At 46.0% G+C, this 2,538-nt stretch carries 2 protein-coding genes; both read left to right on the forward strand.

Translation table 11 applies throughout. The features are described 5' to 3' along the window. Positions 1-292, forward strand: a 292-nt coding sequence (locus NZ772_17155) for a hypothetical protein (GenBank protein MCS6815285.1), incomplete at its 5' end; no start/stop codon positions are given. A 938-nt stretch (positions 293-1,230) separates the two neighbouring features. Then, positions 1,231-2,538, forward strand: a 1,308-nt coding sequence (locus NZ772_17160) for a type III-A CRISPR-associated protein Cas10/Csm1 (protein MCS6815286.1), incomplete at its 3' end; no start/stop codon positions are given.

Raw genomic sequence — 2,538 nt, forward strand, 5'->3', positions numbered from 1 at the left:
GGTGAAGGTGGCTCCCAAGCTTGCCCTGGATCAGCTCTTCCGGCTGCATGGTCTGTCCTGGCAGGATAACCGTCCGCCGCTGAACGCTCCAATTTTGCCTGAAGCAGCCGGGGCGATCGCTCACTTCCATCAATTCCCAGACTTGGCGCAAGCATGGCGCAACTGGTGCAATCGTCAGTTGCGCAGCGTTGCCAAAAATGAATTCTCTCGCTGGCGATCGCCCATCAGCACTGGCATCGCAAGCTACAAACACTCTAGCCAGTGGACACATGAGACAGGCACCGAACACTAAGACTATTAGGTTAGCTTCCTTAACTTCCCCTTGCGGGGATGAGATTGGCGTGAAGTATTACGAAGGTACTGACCTAACAGAAGCAACGCTTCGATCCCCGTCTGGGGAGGTGATTTGATCAGTTCTTGAGCTATATTAGCACTTGACACAAGGTTTTAACTCAGTGCTCATTTTTAAAACTTGAGTTATACTTTACTCATGTACTTTAATTTAAGTAATAACTGCATGAAAAATAGATGCAAGTGGTCAGAACTTGGCCATGGATTTTCTAAGTATTCTGATGATACCGACCTACAGATTGAATATTCCCAAGAAGAGCAAAAACAAAGGGCTGATCGCTTCCGTGATGTCCGCAGCTCTAGAAGGTGGAAAGATGTAGCTCAGGAAGTCCTCATCACTTTTGCTAGAGTTCTAGAGAAAATCTTCTGCCGAGAACTAAATTTGTCCTTCTGCCTTGAGTGCAGGATAGTCGGTCTTAGGGTAGCTTTTGGCTTTAAATCGAGCTAGCAGAGCATTTCTGGGGCAAGGGTTTAGCATTCTACTGCTCTCCCTTGCCCTTTTCTAGTGTCGAGATTTTGATGTGCAGTGTAGGTTTTGGTTTGAATTCCTGCCTTAAAATGCACACTGTACTAGGTGGATGCCAGATTCATTGAGAGGCAGAAACAGGTCGCTGCTAGTCCTGCTTTGCCTAGCCGTTGTTAACGTATAATCACCAACTCCACCAGGGTGTTCCACATTTCCTATGCAGAGTCGGAATGATCCCAAGTTGCTGAGTGTATTAAATGAAATTCTTCAGTTTTAGGGAACGGGGTATGGTCAATTCCCCTTCTTGGCAAAATTTGTCTTACTCAACTACACTCCAGATATTTCAAGAGTCTTTAACAATCTTCTCTGAATGGTCTGGTGCAAATGTGGTACGTGCACCTTCCGAGACTGGAATGGCTAGCGTTGATGCGATCGCCACTGCCAAAAAATTAACTGCCTGGCCCAGCCACGAAAAAATTGATGCTTTGCAGGTGATTTTTGATGCCATTCATCTAGAGCAGGAGCAAGCCCAAACGACTAAAGTACTCTACTGGCCAGCATGGGCAATCAACAATTGTAACAATGTTCACGATCCTCAAAAGCAATATCCACCTATCCCTTACCCTTTAACCCAGCCGCCGACTGAACAGCAAGTTGATGCCTTACGACAACAGGTTAAACAAACCCTAGAAGATTTAACTGACCACGATTGGGAACAACTTCCCCTGTTGATGCTGATTCTGGAAAAGTATGGTTCGTACCTCAGCTTTGGTCAGGCTAATGTTGCCTTGTTTGATCAGGTGAGGGCAACGGCTGCGGTGGCGGCTGCTTTGGCAGACAATCCTCAGGTTAGCCAGCTTTGCCTTGTTGCCGCAGACCTATCAGGTATTCAAGATTTTATCTACACTATTTCATCAGATGGTGCGCTAAAGTCCCTACGCGCCCGTAGCTTTACGCTCGAACTGGTAACCGAAGAAATTGTTCAGCAGCTTTTAGGTCAGTTAGCATTGCCTCGAGCAAGTGTTATCTATGCGGGAGGTGGAAACCTATATCTACTAGCACCCGCAACAGAGGCAACTGCCGAAATGATTTGTGCAATTCGTAATCAAGCCAATGATTGGTTGCTTGATGCCTTTCAAGGTAAAGTATTCCTGAGCTTAGACTGCCACAACTTTGCTAAAGAAGAAATTGGTCAAAAAAAATTTGCTGACCACTGGGAGTGTGTGATTAAAAAGCTGGCAGTTCAGAAAAATCGTAAGTTTGATCAACAGCTTGATCAACTCTTGAAACCCAAAACTGCCCATGAACCCTGCAAAGTCTGCCATCGGGACGACACAGAAGATCTAAAACCATTAGGTGGAGATGGAGTTGAAGCGTGTCCGACCTGTCGCCAAATGTTTGACTTAGGACAAAGGTTATTTAATGTAGGAGCTTTGGTGCGATCGCCCACTCCAAAAATCCTAGGAGCATTAGATACAATCGAGATTTGCATTGGGGATTCCCCCATCTACTATCATCTGTTTGAAACGGCGAGAACCATTCCTCAGCAACCTGAAACTGTTTATCTAATCAATAACTGGGATGTAGACCTTTACAAATTTCCCCATTTCAGGAATCCGACTTTGTTGCTACTGGGCAACTACGGTCAGAGAATTGATCCGGAGCCTGAAACCAACCAGCCGCCCGGGTATATCACAGCCGAAGAACTCGCAGACAGATCT

The organism is Cyanobacteriota bacterium, assembly GCA_025054735.1.
Classification (GTDB): domain Bacteria; phylum Cyanobacteriota; class Cyanobacteriia; order SKYG9; family SKYG9; genus SKYG9.